This window comes from Streptomyces sp. NPDC021622 (assembly GCF_040640795.1).
Lineage (GTDB): Bacteria > Actinomycetota > Actinomycetes > Streptomycetales > Streptomycetaceae > Streptomyces.
The window spans coordinates 19,770-36,319 of the sequence record NZ_JBFACK010000017.1 but is presented as its reverse complement, the minus strand read 5'-3'; the positions used below and the strand labels follow the sequence as shown (position 1 = coordinate 36,319).

Genomic DNA, 16,550 nt, shown 5'->3' with positions numbered 1-16,550 from the left:
GCGCGGAAGAATGGGGCCATGAGCCAGCCCAGCACGCAAGGACAGGTCCAGCACGCCCAGCCGTCCGTCGGCTCCATCGCCGCGCACAGGCCGCACACACTCGCGGCCGCCGTGTCGGACCTGGACCCCGACATCGACGCGGATCTCGACGCGTACGACGAGGACGGCCAGGTAGGACACGACGGCGCCGAGCTTCCGCAGGGCCGTTTCCTGGACCGGGAGCGCAGCTGGCTCGCCTTCAACGAACGTGTTCTGGAGCTCGCCGAGGACCCGAACACCCCACTGCTCGAGCGGGCCAATTTCCTTGCGATCTTCGCCTCGAACCTGGACGAGTTCTTCATGGTCCGGGTGGCAGGACTCAAGCGCCGCATCGCGACCGGCGTCGCCACCCGTTCGGCCTCAGGCCTGCAGCCCCGCGAGGTCCTGGAACTGATCTGGAACCGCTCCCGCGAGCTCATGGCCCGGCACGCCGCCTGCTACCAGGAGGACGTCGCCCCCGGCCTCGCCGACGAGGGCATCCACCTGGTCCGCTGGAACGAGCTGACCGAGAAGGAGCAGTCCCGCCTCTTCACGCTCTTCCGGCAGCAGATCTTCCCCGTCCTGACCCCCCTCGCTGTCGACCCGGCGCACCCCTTCCCGTACATCTCGGGGCTCTCGCTGAACCTGGCCGTGGTCGTGCGCAACCCGGTATCCGGCCACACGCACTTTGCCCGTGTGAAGGTGCCGCCGCTGCTCTCCCGCTTCCTTGAGGCCTCCCCGCAGCGGTACGTCCCCATCGAGGACGTCATCGCCGCTCCCGCGCACCTCGCGGAGCTGTTCCCGGGCATGGAGATCCAGGAGCACCACATGTTCCGGCTCACCCGGAACGAGGACCTCGAGGTCGAGGAGGACGACGCCGAGAACCTCCTCCAGGCCCTGGAGAAGGAGCTCATGCGGCGCCGCTTCGGGCCGCCGGTGCGCCTGGAGGTCGAGGAGTCCATCGACCGGAACGTCCTTGACCTCCTCGTACGCGAGCTGAAGATCAGCGAGGCCGAGGTCTATCCGCTGCCGGGCCCGCTCGACCTGACCGGCCTCTTCGGCATCGCGGCCCTTGACCGGCCCGAGCTGAAGTACCCGAAGTTCATCGCGGGCACGCACCGCGACCTGGCCGAGGTGGAGTCGGCGTCCGCGCCCGACATCTTCGCGGCCCTTCGCGAACGCGACGTACTCCTGCACCACCCGTACGACTCCTTCTCCACCTCGGTGCAGGCCTTCCTCGAGCAGGCGGCCGCCGACCCGGACGTCCTCGCGATCAAGCAGACGCTGTACCGGACCTCCGGCGACTCCCCCATAGTCGACGCGCTGATCGACGCCGCCGAGTCGGGCAAGCAGGTGCTCGTCCTGGTCGAGATCAAGGCGCGCTTCGACGAGCAGGCGAACATCAAGTGGGCGCGGAAGCTGGAAGAGGCGGGCTGCCACGTCGTCTACGGCCTGGTCGGCCTCAAGACGCACTGCAAGCTGTCGCTCGTCGTCCGCCAGGAGGGCGAGTCCCTGGTCCGCTACTCGCACGTCGGCACGGGCAACTACCACCCGAAGACGGCCCGACTGTACGAGGACCTGGGCCTGCTCACCGCCAAGCAAGAGGTGGGCGCGGATCTCTCCGACCTCTTCAACCGGCTCTCCGGCTACTCGCGCCGTGAGACCTACCGCAGGCTGCTCGTCGCCCCCAAGTCCCTGCGCGACGGCCTGATCTCCCGCATCAACAAGGAGATCCAGCACCACCGCGCGGGCCGCCCCGCCTACGTACGCATCAAGGTCAACTCGATGGTCGACGAGGCGGTGGTGGACTCCCTCTACCGCGCGTCCCAGGCGGGTGTGCCGGTGGACGTGTGGGTGCGCGGGATCTGCGCGGTGCGGCCGGGGGTCGCGGGTCTTTCGGAGACGATCCGGGTGCGTTCCGTGCTCGGCCGCTTCCTGGAGCACTCCCGGGTCTTCGCCTTCGGCAACGGCGGGGAGCCCGAGGTGTGGATCGGCAGCGCCGACATGATGCACCGCAACCTCGACCGCCGTATCGAGGCACTGGTCAGGGTCACCGACCCGGCACACCGGGCGGCACTCAACCGGCTCCTGGAGACCGGCATGTCGGACACCACCGCTTCCTGGCACCTGGGCGCGGACGGCAACTGGACCCGGCACGCGCTGGATCCGGAGGGCCAGCCCCTGCGCAACGTACAGGAGATGCTCATAGACGCCCGGAGGCGCCGGCGTGGCACAGCAACACCTTGACGAGTCGAAGGCGGGCGAGGTCCTGGCGGCCCATCTCCGGGCCCAGGCCACGGAGTTCCTGCGTTCGCTGCGGCTGCACCGCGAGTCGACGACGGACGCGCAGGGCGCCGAGGAGTCCCTGGAGGCGGCCAGGGCCCTGCGCCGCGCGGCCCGCCGCATCGGCGGCACGCTGCACACCTTCCGCCCACTCCTGGACCAGGAGTGGGCGACGGAACTCCGCCCCGAACTGGCCTGGCTCTCCGGCACGCTGGCCCGCGAACATGCGTACGCGACGCGGTTGGAACGCCTCCTTGACGCGCTGCATCGCTTGTCGGGGGCGCCGGGGGTGCCGGCTCCCCCGGATGCCGTTGACGCTCAGGCTGTGGGCAGGCGTTCCGCACGGCGGAACGGGTGGGCACAGCCCACAACGCCGGGTGCCGATGAACCGGGCGGGACGCCGAGGGGCCTAACGGTAGGCGCAGCCAAGGCCGCAGCCCTCCTGGAGCGGCAGCTCACCCTCGCAAGGACGCGGGCCCACTCCACCGCCCTCCAAGCCTTCGGCTCCTCCCGCTTCCACGCGGTAGCGGACAACGTGGCGGTGCTGGCGAGCGAGGTCCCCCTCAGCTCCAGCAGGGAAGCCCTGGAACCCCTGGCGGCCAAAGCGGAGTCGAACCTCGCGGAAGCCGTCGCCGCCCTCCCCCTGGGCCAGGCAGGCCACCCGTACAACGCCGAAGCCCTGGTCCACGGCCTCGCCACAGAGGCCGCGAACGAGGCCCAGGACGCCCCCTGGCTCAAGGCCCGCGCCCTCCTGCGCCTGCACAGGTACGCCCAGGAGGTCATCCGGGCCGGCGGCGACGACCTCCGCCTCACGGACGCGGGCCACGCCCTCGACCGCCACAGGGAAGCCGCCGACGCCGCATCGGCAGCCGCATCGGCCGCCCGGACCCCCCGCATCGCCCCGGCCACCGCGTACGCCCTCGGCGTCCTGCACGCCGACCAGCGCCACGAGGTCGAGGCGGCCAGGTTCGACTTCCATCAGGCATGGCTGCGGGAGGCGGTGCGCACACCGTGACGGGCGCCGGAGGAGTCGTACTTGCCGCCGGCTGCGTCCTGTGGCGGCACTCCCCGTACGACGGCGAGCTGGAGATCTGCCTGGTCCACAGGCCGAAGTACGACGACTGGTCCCACCCCAAGGGCAAGCTGAAGCGCGCCGAGGACCCCCTGGCCGGCGCCCTGCGCGAGGTCGAGGAGGAGACGGGCCACCGCTGCATACCCGGCGCGCGCCTGCCCACGGTCCGCTATTTCGCCCAGGGCCGCCCCAAAGAGGTCAGCTACTGGGCGGCGGAGGCGGCCGAAGGTCACTTCACGCCCAACAGCGAGGTCGACCGCATCCGCTGGCTGGCCCCGCCCGCCGCCCGCAACCGCCTCACGCAACCCCGTGACCAGCGCCTTGTCGACGCCCTGCTCAGCGTCCTTAACCCTGCGTGACGTATCAGATACGTTCCGTAGTGCGAGACCTAACCAGGCCGACTGCCGAGGTTCACCCCCCGTTCACTCGTGCCCATCGGCCGCTTCACCTGTCCTGCCTAATTTCGGCCTTACAACACGACGTAAGACCGCAAGAAGCAAAGACGAACGACCTCGCACGCCGCCACCCCAAGGACGGCGGCTCCCGGAAGGAACTCCGAAAGTGAAGCTTCAGCGCAAGAACCGGCTCCGCGCCCTCTCGCTCGGCGCCATCGCCGTCTCCGGCGCCCTGGCCCTCACGGCGTGCGGCTCGGACGACACCAGCGGCGGCAGCGGTGGCACCGGCAAGGAGACCAACGCCAACGCCAACATCAAGTGTGATGACGCCAAGGGCCAGCTCGCGGCCTCCGGTTCGTCCGCGCAGAAGAACGCGATCGACGCCTGGCGGAAGGTCTACTCGACCACCTGCAAGGACGTGCAGCTGAACTACAACCCGACGGGTTCCGGCGCCGGCATCACCGCGTTCATGCAGGGCCAGACCGCGTTCGCGGGCTCCGACTCGGCGCTCAAGCCCGAGGAGATCGCGGCGTCGAAGAAGGTCTGCAAGAACAGCCAGGCCATCGACCTGCCGATGGTCGGCGGCCCGATCGCCGTCGGTTACAACGTGCCCGGTGTCGACAACCTCGTCCTGGACGCCGAGACCCTCGCCAAGATCTTCGACGACAAGATCAAGACCTGGGACGACAAGGCCATCGCGAAGCTGAACCCCGACGCGAAGCTGCCGAAGACCAAGATCCAGGCCTTCCACCGCTCGGACGAGTCCGGCACCACGGACAACTTCACCAAGTACCTCAAGGGCGCCGCTCCCGACGCCTGGAAGTACGAGCCGGGCAAGTCCTGGGAGGCCAAGGGCGGCCAGTCCGCCAACGGCTCCTCCGGTGTCGCGGGCCAGGTCAAGCAGACCGCCGGTGCCATCTCCTACTTCGAGCTCTCCTACGCCTCCGACGGCATCAAGACGGTCGACCTGAAGACCGACGCCAAGGAGCCGGTGAAGGCCACCGTCGACAACGCCTCCAAGGCCATCTCCGAGGCCAAGGTCGTCGGCAAGGGCAACGACCTCGCCCTGGAGCTGAACTACAAGCCCACCGCCGAGGGTGCCTACCCGATCACCCTGGTGACGTACGAGGTCCTCTGCGAGAAGGGCAACAAGGCCGAGACCCTGGCCGCGACCAAGTCCTTCCTGACCTACATCGCCAGCGAGGACGGCCAGAACGTCCTCAAGGAGAACGACTACGCGCCGATCCCGGCCGAGATCATCTCCAAGGTCCGCACGACCGTCGCGGGCCTGAGCTAGCTGAACCGAGTGCGGCCGGCCCCGTAAGTCAAGGGCCGGCCGCACCGTCCGGTGCACCGCCGCCAGGAGCGACTCCCGCTGACGAAGCGTTGGTCGGCTCCGCAGACCGGAGAATCCCATGGATATACCAAGCAGTACGACGACACCTCCACCCCTCGACCACGTGAAGCCGTCGGCCGTCACGCCCAAGCGTGCCTCCCGTGGCGCCACCCGCCCCGGTGACCGGATCTTCCTCGGTCTCTCGCGCGGCTCCGGCATCACGCTGCTCGTGATCATGGCCGCCATCGCGGCCTTCCTGACCTACCGTGCGGCCCTCGCGCTGTCCGACAACACGGGCAACTTCCTCACCACCTTCGAGTGGGACCCGGCCGGTGCGACCACCGGCGGCAAGCCGTTCTTCGGCATCGCGGTCCTGGTCTTCGGCACGGTGGTGAGCTCGGTGATCGCCCTGGTGATCGCCGTCCCCGTGGCCATCGGCATCGCGCTGTTCATCTCGCACTACGCGCCGCGCAAGCTGGCCACCCCCATCGCCTTCGTGATCGACCTGCTCGCCGCAGTGCCCTCGATCGTCTACGGCCTGTGGGGCGCCCTCGTGGTCGCACCCAATCTGACCGGCCTCTACAGCTGGCTCGACGACTACTTCGGCTGGACCGGGATCTTCGAGTACCAGGGCGGCGCCCCGCGCTCCCTGATGACCGTCGGAATCCTGCTCGCCATCATGATCCTGCCGATCATCACGAACGTCAGCCGCGAGGTCTTCCTGCAGGTCCCGAAGATGCACGAGGAGGCCGCGCTCGCGCTCGGCGCCACGCGCTGGGAGACCATCCGCATGTCGGTGCTCCCCTTCGCACGCTCGGGCGTGATCTCCGCCTCGATGCTGGGCCTTGGCCGTGCGCTCGGCGAGACGATCGCCGTCGCCACCGTGCTCTCCCCGACCTTCCTCATCAGCGCGTCCGTGCTCGACCCCGGCGGCGGCACCTTCGCACAGAACATCGCCAGCAAGTTCAACGAAGCCAGCGAGTACGGCCGTGACGCGCTCATCGCCTCCGGTCTGGTCCTCTTCGTCATCACCCTGCTGGTCAACGGCGCGGCCCGCCTGATCATCGCGCGCCGCAAGGAGTACTCGGGGGCCAACGCATGAGCGCCACCATCGTCAAGCCCACGAGCAGCCTGCAGGGCGCCCGCCTCCCGCGCTGGACGCCGGTCGTCGTCGCGCTCGGCTCCGCCGCCGCCGGTATCGGCATCGGCGTGGGGGCGAGCCTCGACAGCCGTATCCAGTGGGGCCTGATCGCGGCCATCCTCTTCATAGTCGTCTCGTACGTCGTCGCGGTCGCCGTCGAGGGCGGCCGCCAGGCCAAGGACCGCCTCGCCACCTCGCTGGTGTGGGTCACCTTCCTGCTGGCCGTCGTCCCGCTCGCCTCGCTGATCTACGAGACCATCGAGCGCGGCACGAAGGTCTTCAACGGCTACTTCCTGACCCACTCCATGGGCGTCGTCGCGGACGACGAGCCCGGCGGCGGCATCTACCACGCGATCATCGGCACCCTGGAGCAGGTGCTCCTGGCCTCGCTGATCGCCGTGCCGATCGGCCTGCTCACCGCGATCTACCTCGTCGAGTACGGGCGCGGGAAGCTCTCCAAGGTCGTCACGTTCTTCGTGGACGTCATGACCGGCATCCCGTCGATCGTCGCTGGCCTTTTCGTCCTGAGCTTCTGGATCCTGATCCTGGGCTTCGACTTCTCCGGCTGGGCCGGCGCCATGGCGCTCGCCATCCTGATGATGCCGGTGATCGTGCGCTCCACGGAGGAGATGCTCAAGCTCGTCCCGAACGAGCTGCGCGAGGCGTCACTCGCCCTCGGCATCCCGAAGTGGCGGACCATCCTCAAGGTGGTCCTGCCCACCGCGATCGGCGGCATCACGACGGGCGTCATGCTCGCCGTGGCCCGTATCGCGGGCGAGACCGCACCGGTCCTGCTCCTGGTCTGGGTCAACCCCATGATCAACACGAACCCGTTCGAAGGCTCGCAGGCCTCGCTGCCGCTGTACGTCTACCAGCAGTACGCGGCGGGCAATCAGGCCGGTTACGACCGCGCCTGGGCCGCGGCGCTCGCCCTCATCGGCTTCATCATGATCCTCAACCTGGCGGCCCGCGGCGTAGCCCGCTGGAAGGCCCCCAAGACGGGCCGCTGACCGCGGCCACTCAGCGACCCCCTCGTACCCCCCTGAAAGCAGTGATCCCCATGGCCAAGCGAATCGACGTATCGGGCCTGACCGCTTACTACAGCGCCCACAAGGCCATCGAGGACATCTCGATGACCGTGGAGCCCCGCTCCGTGACCGCCTTCATCGGCCCCTCCGGCTGCGGCAAGTCCACCTTCCTGCGCACCCTGAACCGCATGCACGAGGTCACCCCCGGCGGCCGCGTCGAGGGCAAGGTGCTCCTCGACGACGAGGACCTGTACGGCTCCGGCGTCGACCCGGTCGCGGTGCGCCGCACGGTCGGCATGGTGTTCCAGCGCCCCAACCCGTTCCCCACGATGTCGATCTTCGACAACGTGGCTGCGGGCCTGCGGCTCAACGGCTCGTACAAGAAGAGCGAACTGAGCGCCATCGTCGAGAAGTCCCTCAAGGGCGCCAACCTCTGGAACGAGGTCAAGGACCGCCTGAACAAGCCCGGCTCGGGCCTCTCCGGCGGTCAGCAGCAGCGTCTGTGCATCGCGCGGGCCATCGCGGTGGAGCCCCAGGTCCTCCTCATGGACGAGCCCTGCTCGGCCCTCGACCCGATCTCGACCCTCGCCATCGAGGACCTGATCGGCGAGCTGAAGGAGCGCTTCACGATCGTCATCGTGACGCACAACATGCAGCAGGCGGCGCGCGTCTCGGACCGTACGGCCTTCTTCAACCTCTCGGCGGTCGGCCAGCCCGGCAAGCTCATCGAGATAGACGAGACGGAGCGGATCTTCTCCAACCCGTCCGTGCAGGCGACCGAGGACTACATCTCGGGCCGCTTCGGATAAAGCCTGTTGGACCCCTCCGACTCCTTGCGGTGCTGCATGGCGGTGCCACCGCAGGGGCAACAAGAAAGGCCCGCCCCCTGGCTCCCGGGGGGCGGGCCTTTCCGTTGTGCTTTCCCGTATTCCTACAGGAACGCGAGATTCACGATCCAGAAGCTCAAGGCGGCGACCAACGCCGCCGCCGGCATCGTGATGAACCAGCCCAGAATGATGTTCTTCGCGACGCCCCAACGCACGGCGTTCACTCGCTTCGTGGCACCCACACCCATGATTGCGGAGGTGATGACATGCGTCGTGGAGATCGGCGCGTGGAACATGAAGGCGGTGGTGAACATGATGCCCGCGCCGGTGGTCTCGGCGGCGAATCCCTGCGGCGGGTCAAGCTCGATGATCTTGCGGCCGAGCGTACGCATGATGCGCCAGCCACCTGCATACGTACCGGCGGAGAGCATCAGCGCACAGGCGATCTTGACCCAGATCGGAATGGGCGCGTCGGCATCCTGCACATCGGAGATGACAAGGGCCATCACCACGATGCCCATCGTCTTCTGCGCGTCCTGCAGACCGTGACCGAGGGCCATTCCGGCCGCCGAGACGGTCTGCGCGATACGGAATCCGCGCTTTGCCTTGTGCGGGTTCGACTTGCGGAACATCCACATGATCGCGCACATCACCAGATAGCCGGCGGCAAGGCCGACGAGGGGCGAGATGAACATCGGGATGACGACCTTGTCGAGTACGCCCGACCAGATCACCCCGATCCCACCGGCGAGCGCGGCTCCGACCATTCCACCGAAGAGCGCGTGGGAGGACGAGGAAGGCAGCCCGAAGTACCAGGTGATCAGGTTCCAGACGATCGCGCCCACCAGAGCGGCGAAGAGAATCCACATTCCCTTGTCGCCGTGCGGCGTCTCGATCAAGCCCTTGCTGACCGTCTTGGCGACCCCGCTGCCCATGAAGGCACCGGCGAGGTTCATCACCGCGGCCATCGCGAGCGCGGCGCGCGGCGTCAGCGCACGCGTGGAAACGGATGTGGCAATGGCGTTCGCCGAGTCGTGAAAGCCATTTGTGTACGTGAATCCGAGCGCGACGCCAATGGTCACGACCAAAGCAAAGGTGTCCATGGAGGGGTCAGGACTCCTTGACCGCGATGGTCTCCACAGTGTTCGCCACGTGCTCGAAGGCGTCGGCGGCCTCTTCCAGCACATCCACGATCTGCTTGAGCTTCAGCACCTCGATGGCGTCGTACTTGCCGTTGAAGAGCTGGGCGAGGAGCTTACGGTGAATCTGGTCGGCCTGATTCTCCAGACGGTTCACCTCGATCCAGAACTCGGTGAGGTTGTCCATCGTCCGCAGATTCGGCATGGCCTCGGCCGTGAGCTCGGCGGCTCGCGACAGTACCTCGATCTGCTGCTCGACTCCCTTGGGGAGTTCCTCGACCTGATAAAGGACGACCAGGTCGACGGCCTCCTCCATGAAGTCCATGATGTCGTCGAGAGACGAGGCCAGGTTGTAGATGTCCTCGCGGTCGAACGGCGTGATGAAGGAGGAGTTCAGCTGGTGGAAGATCGCATGGGTCGCGTCGTCTCCGGCGTGCTCCGCGGCCCGCATACGCTCTGCGATCTCGGCTCGGGCGGAGGCATCGGCCCCGAGCAGTTCCATCAGGAGCTTCGAGCCCGTGACAATGTTGTCCGCGGATGCGGCGAACATGTCGTAGAAGCTCGTCTCCCTGGGGGTCAGACGAAAGCGCACGTGGGGTCCTCGGGGTGCTTTGGATTCGGTCAGGCTGATGCTAGGCGCATCATCCGGCCACGGCTAACCGGCCAGGACCCAGTGTCGCCCATCAGGCACAGTGATCAGCACACCCCCCGGGGAATCGAGTATCCTATACCTACCCGGGGTATAGGGAAGCCAGTGACTGTCCAGGGACTGTCCAGCAGGAGGACGCGATGACGACCACCGAGGCGGCCGACGCGGCCATGACCACCGAAGCGCCCTCCGAGCACGGCGGCCACGACCAGGGTGTGCACGGCTACCACAAGCAGAAGGACGAGCACCTCAAGCGCCTGCGGCGCATCGAGGGCCAGATCCGGGGTCTGCAGCGGATGGTCGAGGAAGACACCTACTGCATCGACATACTCACCCAGGTCTCGGCGAGCACGAAGGCCCTGCAGTCCTTCGCCCTGCAGCTCCTCGAGGAACACCTGCGGCACTGCGTGGCCGACGCTGCGGTCAAGGGCGGCGCCGAGATCGACGCGAAGGTCGAGGAAGCCACGAAGGCGATCGCCCGCATGATGCGTACGTGAAGCTCTGGATGCGTACGTGAAGCTCCAGTCGTCGGATCGCTAGTCGTCGGATCGCTGCTCCACGACCGTGGAGACCTTCAGGACCTCGTCGATCCGGTCGGGGCTCAGCCGCTCCTCGCCGGTGGCACTCGCCGCGATGATGAGTTCGCCGCACAGCTCGATCTCGGCGAGGGCGACGTGGTCCTGAACTGTCGTACCGCGCACCAGAGCCACGTTCATCACCTCTTCCTGACCTTGCTTCCTGCGCCCGTACCGACTTCCTAGAGTAGGGAGCGGCCTACACACCGCGCATGGCACGGACGGACCATTTCCACACGGCCGGACGCGACTAGACCTACTGCTCGGCGATCTTCCCCGCGAAGATGTCCTCGCTCGCCGGAAGCCGCACATCGACCTTCACCCCGAAGTCAAAGAGCAGCGTGGTCGACGCCACCTGCGCGTTCGAGACGCTGAACTGCTGGCGCAGCTTCCGCAGCCTGCCCTGCTCGTCGAGGTACGCGTCGAACGGCACCCCGCCCTTGCTGAACCCTTTCGCCGCCGCCCCCAGAGCCTTGCGCTGCCCCTGCGAAGCGGACCTCGCGGCGCGCGGCAGGTCGGCGCTCCCGCGGAAGTGGCGCACCTTCACGCCGGCCACCCGCGTCTCCCCCACATACGTCGCCTTGCTCACACCCCGCAGCAGCTCCGCCGCGGCGAGCGGATCGGTCGCGCCCCCGGTGACGAGGTTGCCGTCCGACAGCGACGCCGTGTCGATCCGCACCCACTTGTCGGAGGGCACCCCGGCCCCCCTGTTCTTCATGTAGAGCGCGCCGCCGGCCATCAGCTCGGTGATGGGCCGGTGCTCCTCCGTCCCCGCGGGATCCTTCGGCAGCACCACCACGAACCGCCCCAGCTGCCGCTTGAAGTCGTACGCACCGTGCCCGCGGATGGTCACGCGGGTACCGCCGCTCGCCATCTCCATGGACGTACGGGCCTTGGCGCTCCCGGCCCGCACCAGGGAGTCCGCGGAGTCGCGCACCATGTCGACGGAGTCCTCGGCGCCCGGGCTGTCATCGGCGGCGGCCCCACTGCCCGAACAGGCCGTGGCGACTGCCATGAGACCCACCGCGGCGGCCGTGACCACCGCCCCGCCTGTGCGCCTGTGCAGCTGACCCATCGCCTGCCTACCCCCAAGCCTTCCCGTGCGGAGCCGAGTCCCCCTGTCGTCCCGTGTAACGACCGGTACGTTGACCCGTCACGCGTAAGGGCACCGGCCCGGCATCGGTACCGTGGAGCGGTGGCCGAGGAACAAGGACAGGAACCGCACCGCACGACAACGGTCGAACAGGGCCGCTTCTGCACGGCCAGGTGCAGCTGTGGCTGGCGCGGACCCGCCCGCAGAGCGCGCAGCAAGGCGCGGACGGACGCGGCGTCCCACGCGTCGGAGGTGTAAGCCCTCCCTCTCCTTCCGTCTCCCCTCTTCCGGAACCCCGAGGTCCCGTACGCCGTCTCGTACACCGGGAAGCAACGGGAGGGGCGTCATGGAACGACGTACGTTCATCAGCACATCCGCGGCGGCCGCCGCTGTCACCGCTCTGACGGCCGCGGGCTGCTCCGGTTCCGGGGGCGGGAGCGGGGGTGCCACCTCCCGCAGCGCCGCCGGCTCCGGCACTCCCATCCGTACGTCGAGCGCCGCCGCGTCCGCCGCGGCGAACCTCACCGCCCTCGCCAAAGACCTGGACGGCACGCTGGTCAAGCCCGGCGAGGCCAAGTGGGCGGCGGCCAGGCAGCTTTACAACACCCGCTACGACACGCTGAAGCCCACGGCGGTCGCGTACGTGGCGGGCCCCGACGACATCCGCACGACGCTGGCCTACGCCCGCGCCCACGACGTCCCGGTCTCCATACGCAACGGCGGCCATTCCTACGGGGGTTGGTCGTCCGGCACGGGCCGCCTGATCATCGACGTATCGAAGCTGAACAAGACGCGGGCGAGCGGGACGACCGCGACAGTCGGCGCGGGCGCGAAGCTGATCGACGTCTACCGCGGGCTCGCCGCGAAGGGCGTGACGATTCCCGCGGGCTCCTGCCCGACGGTGGGCGTCTCGGGCCTGACGCTCGGCGGCGGCCACGGCGTGGTCTCCCGCGCGTACGGCCTGACCTGCGACAGCCTCACCTCGGCGACGCTGATCACGGCGGACGGCAAGCTGGTGACGGCGAGCGCGCGCGAGAACAAGGAACTGTTCTGGGGCCTGCGGGGCGCGGGGAACGGAAACTTCGGGGTGGTGACGGAACTGACCTTCCGCACGCACAAGGCCCCGCAAGGGGTCTCGGCCTACATGACCTGGCCGTGGTCGAAGGCGGCGGCGGTCATCAAGGCGTGGCAGGAGTGGGGCCCCGACCAGCCGGACGAGATATGGTCCTCCGCCCATCTGGCGAACACGCCGGGCGGCACACCCACGGTCTCGGTCGCATGCTTCTCACTCGGTACGTACGGGGATCTGCAGAACGCGGTGGACCGCCTGGCCGACAAGGTCGGCGCCCCGGCGCGCAGCGTCTCGCTGAAGCGCCGCTCGTACAAGGAGTCGATGGAGGTCTACGCGGGCTGCTCCTCCTTCACGTCGGACGCGCAGTGCCATCTGCCGGGGGCGACTCCGGGCCGTAGCCCGCAGGGCGCCCTCAACCGCGAGACGTACGCGGCAAGCTCCGACTTCTTCGACCGCTCGCTTTCCGCGGCGGGTGTGCGGGCTCTGCTGACGCAGGTGGAGAACGTGACAGGGGCGAGCGCGGGCAGCATCGCGCTGACGGCTCTGGGCGGGGCGATCAACCGGGTGGACCCGGGGGCCACGGCCTTCGTGCACCGCCGCTCGCGGGTGCTCGCGCAATACATCGCTTCGTGGCGCCCGGGTACGTCCGGCAAACCGGCCCAGGCCTGGCTGAAAACCGCCCATGGGGCCATGGCGCGCTATGCCTCCGGCGCGGCCTACCAGAACTACGCGGACCCCACCCTGACGAACTGGCGCAAGGCGTACTACGGCGACGCGGCCCCCCGCCTGAAGAAACTGAAGCAGCAGTACGACCCGAAGCGCTTCTTCGACTTCCCTCAGGCGATCTAGCACACGGAGGGCGCCCCGCTCAGCGCAGGCGGGGCGCTCGGTCGACGTACCCCGAACAGCCGGTCCCGCGACTCGAACGGCCCCCGCGACACGCCCTCGGGTGGACTAGTTCGCGGGGGCCCGTTGCCCTGGGGGTATGCGTACTCGACCAATAGGTGCCACCACGGCGGCAGCCGCGGCCGTGCTGGCCCTCTCCGCGCCGCCCGCCGCCCACGCGGCCACCCACGACCACCCCGCCGCCGGCCCTCTCGCCGCCGTCTCCGCGGGCGTCACCGCCGCCGCGGGCGGAGTCGGCTGGTGGCTGCTCCGGCGCGACCGGCGGGAGGCTACGCCGCCAGGTCGCGGTCTTCCGGAGTCGACTTCGGCGCCGACGCCGGCCGAGCCACCTCCGTCACTTCCGCAGGCCGCGCCCACACCAGCCGCCCAACCCGGCCGGAGCGCCCGACAGCCGTAGCCAACGGCGTGAGCAGGGCCATCGCCAGCGGCGAGAGCAGCAGCGCCACCGCCGTGCCGAGCGCGAACCCGCCCACGACGTCCGTCGGATAGTGGACGCCCATGAAGACCCGGCAGAAGCCTTCGAGCAGTGCGATCGCAATGCCCGCCAGACCGAACTTCCGGTTGGCGACGAATAGCGCGGCCCCCAGAGCCATCGCCAGCGTCGCGTGATCGCTCACGAAGGAGAAGTCGGTCTTTCCGTCGACAAGGACCTCAAGGCCGTCATGGTCCATGAAAGGCCGACGGCGCTCCACAAATCCACGGATCGGGACATTCACAAGGACCGCGATCCCGGCGGCGAGCGGCACCCAGACAACGGCGGCCACGGAAGCGGCCGCCTCCTCCAGCGCACCCCGCTTCCGCTGCCCCCACCAGCACCAGACGACAAGAAGAACAAGGGCGAGCAACAGCCCGTACTCACCGACGAATTCCATCGATTTCGCCAGCCAGCCGGGCGAATCCTTGGCCAGGCCGTTGATGTCGTAGAGCAGGCTGACGTCGGGGTTCGACCCTGTTGTGTCGAGTCCAGCCATGGTGCTGCGGCCCCTTGTCTTCTCGGTCTACTCGCCGTGGGCGCACGATTTGTACGCCCTTCCATCAACCCCCGTGATCAGTGCCGCTTGCCCCGTGGTCAGTGCTGCCTGCTGGGTGGTCTCGCGTTCCAGTCAAGGGAACGTGCGACCCCATCCACTACGTTCCACCCTCCACCGAATGATCACTCAGACGTTACCGAAGAGAGACTCATCGCCGCAGCTCAGAGGAGTGCGCTGACGGAGAGTTCAAGCCACATCACACCACGCGTACGCGCTGCGTACGCCCCTCGTACAGCTTCCCTCAGGCCGCCGATGCCTTGTCGGGCAGGGCCTTCGCCCCGTCCTCGGTGACGCGAGTCGCGCCAAAATAATCCGGTGTATCGATCGGGTCGAAGCGGATGACGGCACCGGGCCGCGGGGCGTCGATCATGTAGCCGCCGCCGACGTAGATTCCCACGTGACGGATGGCACGGGAATTGGTGAGGTCGTCCGAGAAGAACACCAGGTCACCCGGGAGCAGTTCGTCCCGTTTCGGGTGCGGCCCGGCGTTGTACTGGTCGTTGGCGACCCGGGGCAGGGTGATGTCCACGCTGCGATAGGCGGCCAGCGTAAGCCCGGAACAGTCGAATCGGCCGTTCTGATCAGCCGTCCCATTACCGCCCCACAGATACTCGGTGCCGAGCTTCTTCTGTGCGTAGTAGATGGCCCCGGCGGCCTGCTGCGAGGGCTGCACGCGGCTGGTGGGCCGGGCGAAGCTCTTCTGCAGAGTCGTGATGGTCTTCACGTAATTCTGGGTCTCGCGGTAGGGGGGCACGCCGCCGTACTTGATGACGGCGTAGGCGCCCGCGTTGTACGCGGCGAGCATGTTCTTGGTCGGGCTGCCGGGCGCGTCCTTCACATATCCGGCGAGTTTGCAGTCGTACGAGGCGGCGGACGGAATGGCATCCTGCGGATCCCACACATCCCTATCGCCGTCCCCGTCCCCATCGACCCCATGCGTGGCCCAGGTCCCCGGAATGAATTGCGCTATCCCCTGAGCCTTGGCCGGACTCTTCGCGTTGGGATTGAACCCACTCTCCTGATAAAGCTGCGCGGCGAGGAGAGCCGGATTGATGGCCTTGCACAGATTGCCCCACTTCTGCACGAGAGGCTGATAGCTGGCGGGCACGGCACCTTTAGCAAGCCCTACGTTCCCCTGCCCGGCGCCGTTGGCGATGCTGCCGGCGGCCATGTACGTCCCCACGACGAGCAGGGCGATGAAACTCATCGCCCCACCGATACCGACGGCTGCGACCAGCCACGCCTTACGCACCGTCAACCACCCCTCACCACGCGGGAGTCCACCGCGCCTCAGTGTAGAGGGGTGCCTGTGCTGACGGGTGATCTCGACTTACCGTCGCGGTTCGTCCCCGTACACCGGGAACTCATCCGTCCCGACGTCGAAGCCGAGGGGATCAGGGAGAGGGACGGTCTCTCCGAACTTGCCCTGCCGGGTGTCCTTGTAGGCGGCTGCCTCCGGCTGCGTGTACAGCACCCATGTCCCGTGCCGGGGGTCGACGACCAGGAGCGCTGCGACGCCCGCACCCGCATACCAGTCGACCTTGTCCCTGATCTCCCTGGACCGTTCGGACTTGGAGATCACCTCGACTGCGAGGGCGGCGTCCTCGGGGGCGGCCAGCCAGTCGTCATCGTCGCCCCATTCCTCGGGCAGGACGATGAGGTCGGGCGTGACGTAATCGTCCGGATCGTCGGGCAGAGCGATGGACGACACCTCGTATGCCGCGAGCCCTTCGGGGAGGGACGGCTCCAACTGCCGACGCAGCCTGTGGATAACGCCCGCGTGTTTTCCACGCGGAGTCGGGGACATCACGAGGCTTCCTCCCATGATCTGCACGCGCAGACCCGTCGCATTCTCGATCTGCTCTGCGACCTCGCGCAGATTCCCCGGCCCCGGGCGAGGGCGGAACGGGTACAGAGGCGCACGCGGCTCGGACATCGCTCGCAACCTCCGTCCATCCGACTCTGCGTCTGCGGGAGCGGGAGCG

At 68.2% G+C, this 16,550-nt stretch carries 16 protein-coding genes; 9 read left to right on the top strand and 7 right to left on the bottom strand.

Annotated features, from left to right (window positions below):
• The first annotated feature begins 18 nt into the window (after positions 1-18).
• The 7 genes from AB0G47_RS29840 to pstB all read left to right on the top strand — a co-directional run bounded on the left by AB0G47_RS29840 (position 19) and on the right by pstB (position 8,082).
• Positions 19-2,265: an RNA degradosome polyphosphate kinase gene (locus tag AB0G47_RS29840; RefSeq protein ID WP_360776357.1), complete on the top strand. Its 2,247-nt coding sequence runs from the start codon at positions 19-21 to the stop codon at positions 2,263-2,265.
• Positions 2,246-3,316, top strand: coding sequence for a CHAD domain-containing protein (locus AB0G47_RS29835; protein WP_360776355.1), 1,071 nt, complete (start codon positions 2,246-2,248; stop codon positions 3,314-3,316). The genes AB0G47_RS29840 and AB0G47_RS29835 overlap by 20 nt, the downstream gene beginning before the upstream one ends.
• A complete protein-coding gene (locus AB0G47_RS29830; RefSeq protein ID WP_360776353.1) occupies positions 3,286-3,732 on the top strand; it encodes an NUDIX hydrolase in 447 nt (148 codons plus the stop codon). The genes AB0G47_RS29835 and AB0G47_RS29830 overlap by 31 nt, the downstream gene beginning before the upstream one ends.
• 202 nt (positions 3,733-3,934) lie before the next feature.
• Positions 3,935-5,065 carry a phosphate ABC transporter substrate-binding protein PstS gene (pstS, locus tag AB0G47_RS29825; protein ID WP_360776351.1) on the top strand — a complete coding sequence of 377 codons (1,131 nt, stop codon included), beginning with the start codon at positions 3,935-3,937 and terminating at the stop codon, positions 5,063-5,065.
• A gap of 118 nt (positions 5,066-5,183) precedes the next feature.
• A complete protein-coding gene (gene pstC / locus AB0G47_RS29820) occupies positions 5,184-6,206 on the top strand; it encodes a phosphate ABC transporter permease subunit PstC (protein WP_360776349.1) in 1,023 nt (340 codons plus the stop codon).
• Positions 6,203-7,255, top strand: a complete 1,053-nt coding sequence (gene pstA / locus AB0G47_RS29815; RefSeq protein ID WP_360776347.1) for a phosphate ABC transporter permease PstA — start codon at positions 6,203-6,205, stop codon at positions 7,253-7,255. Before pstC ends, pstA begins: the two co-directional genes overlap by 4 nt.
• Positions 7,256-7,305: 50 nt before the next feature.
• Positions 7,306-8,082: a phosphate ABC transporter ATP-binding protein PstB gene (pstB, locus tag AB0G47_RS29810; RefSeq protein WP_360776345.1), complete on the top strand. Its 777-nt coding sequence runs from the start codon at positions 7,306-7,308 to the stop codon at positions 8,080-8,082.
• Positions 8,083-8,204: 122 nt separating this feature from the next.
• Here the strand turns inward: pstB and AB0G47_RS29805 are convergent, their stop codons facing one another.
• Positions 8,205-9,203, bottom strand: a complete 999-nt coding sequence (locus AB0G47_RS29805) for an inorganic phosphate transporter (protein WP_360776343.1) — start codon at positions 9,201-9,203, stop codon at positions 8,205-8,207.
• A 7-nt stretch (positions 9,204-9,210) separates the two neighbouring features.
• On the bottom strand, positions 9,211-9,831 hold the full coding sequence (locus tag AB0G47_RS29800; protein ID WP_135330927.1) for a DUF47 family protein: 621 nt from the start codon (positions 9,829-9,831) through the stop codon (positions 9,211-9,213).
• A gap of 227 nt (positions 9,832-10,058) precedes the next feature.
• On the opposite strand from AB0G47_RS29800, the gene AB0G47_RS29795 reads away from it, so the two are divergent.
• A complete protein-coding gene (locus AB0G47_RS29795) occupies positions 10,059-10,385 on the top strand; it encodes a metal-sensitive transcriptional regulator (protein WP_360776674.1) in 327 nt (108 codons plus the stop codon).
• A gap of 39 nt (positions 10,386-10,424) precedes the next feature.
• Here the strand turns inward: AB0G47_RS29795 and AB0G47_RS29790 are convergent, their stop codons facing one another.
• On the bottom strand, positions 10,425-10,604 hold the full coding sequence (locus AB0G47_RS29790; protein ID WP_266864899.1) for a hypothetical protein: 180 nt from the start codon (positions 10,602-10,604) through the stop codon (positions 10,425-10,427).
• Between the two features lie 115 nt (positions 10,605-10,719).
• Positions 10,720-11,478, bottom strand: coding sequence for a hypothetical protein (locus AB0G47_RS29785; protein ID WP_360776340.1), 759 nt, complete (start codon positions 11,476-11,478; stop codon positions 10,720-10,722).
• A gap of 424 nt (positions 11,479-11,902) precedes the next feature.
• Here AB0G47_RS29785 and AB0G47_RS29780 point away from each other — a divergent pair, with 424 nt between their 5' ends.
• Positions 11,903-13,477 carry an FAD-binding oxidoreductase gene (locus AB0G47_RS29780; protein ID WP_360776338.1) on the top strand — a complete coding sequence of 525 codons (1,575 nt, stop codon included), beginning with the start codon at positions 11,903-11,905 and terminating at the stop codon, positions 13,475-13,477.
• Positions 13,478-13,803: 326 nt separating this feature from the next.
• Here AB0G47_RS29780 and AB0G47_RS29775 read toward each other — a convergent pair whose 3' ends face one another.
• From AB0G47_RS29775 to AB0G47_RS29765, 3 genes are all read right to left on the bottom strand, one after another.
• Positions 13,804-14,505, bottom strand: a complete 702-nt coding sequence (locus AB0G47_RS29775; protein ID WP_360776336.1) for a phosphatase PAP2 family protein — start codon at positions 14,503-14,505, stop codon at positions 13,804-13,806.
• A 301-nt stretch (positions 14,506-14,806) separates the two neighbouring features.
• A complete protein-coding gene (locus AB0G47_RS29770) occupies positions 14,807-15,817 on the bottom strand; it encodes a bifunctional lytic transglycosylase/C40 family peptidase (protein ID WP_360776672.1) in 1,011 nt (336 codons plus the stop codon).
• 78 nt (positions 15,818-15,895) lie between these two features.
• Positions 15,896-16,501 carry a Uma2 family endonuclease gene (locus AB0G47_RS29765; RefSeq protein ID WP_360776334.1) on the bottom strand — a complete coding sequence of 202 codons (606 nt, stop codon included), beginning with the start codon at positions 16,499-16,501 and terminating at the stop codon, positions 15,896-15,898.
• Positions 16,502-16,550 lie beyond the last annotated feature (49 nt).